Below are 919 nucleotides of genomic sequence, written 5' to 3' on the forward strand. Positions count from 1 at the left end.
CCCTGGCCTGAGGCCAACGCAGATCAACTGTGGGAGCGAGCCTGCTAGCGATGAGGGCGGCACATTCAACATTGATAGCGCCTGATACACCGGTCATCGTCATTCCTTCAGCGCCACACGGACAGCATCCTAGCGCCCTTGGGATTAGGGTAAAGACGAAAGCACTCAGTCAGTCACGAGGAGCGTAGCGAATTGTGAGTGCGCGCTTATACGTCGTTGCCGACGTGCGCTAAGTAAGGCAATGTGCGGAGCGTCATGGCGATCTACCACTTCTCCGCCAAGGTTGTGAGCCGCGCGAACGGGTCGAGCGCCGTGGCGAGCGCCGCCTATCGTTCCGCGTCCGAGCTGTTCGACGAGCGACTAGGGCGGGATCACGACTTCTCGAACAAGGCGGGCGTGATCCACTCCGAGGTGATGTTGCCGGAGGGCGCGCCGGGGCGTTTAAACGACCGCACGACCTTGTGGAACGAGGTGGAGGCAGGCGAGAAGCGCAAGGACGCGCAGCTTGCCCGTGAGGTGGAGTTCTCGATTCCGCGCGAGATGAACGAGAAGCAGGGGGTCCAGCTCGCGCAGGACTTTGTGAAAAAGCAGTTTGTCGATCGCGGCATGGTCGCGGACATGAACGTGCATTGGGACAAGGCGAAGGACGGTAGCCCCAAGCCGCACGCGCACGTCATGCTGGCGATGCGCGACGTGGGACCGGAGGGGTTCGGAAAGAAGAACCGGGACTGGAACTCGACCGAGCTGTTGAAGGACTGGCGCGAGGCGTGGAGCGCGCACGTCAACGAGCGCATGGCGGAGCTCGGGCTTGAGGGGCGGATCGACCATCGCAGCTATGAGGCGCAGGGCATCGAGCTGGAACCGCAGCACAAGATCGGACCCGCAGCATCGCGCAGGCCGGAGCAGGGGCTTGAGGCCG

The 919-nt window shown here is 62.9% G+C and carries 1 protein-coding gene; it reads left to right on the forward strand.

The features are described 5' to 3' along the window. Nucleotides 1-255: 255 nt before the first annotated feature. Nucleotides 256-919 (forward strand): MobQ family relaxase (mobQ, locus tag AACY49_RS29645; RefSeq protein ID WP_339527733.1); only part of this gene is annotated, 664 nt, incomplete at its 3' end.

It is taken from the genome of Pseudomonas sp. EL_65y_Pfl2_R96, assembly GCF_963970905.1.
In the GTDB taxonomy this organism is placed as follows: Bacteria; Pseudomonadota; Gammaproteobacteria; order Pseudomonadales; family Pseudomonadaceae; genus Aquipseudomonas.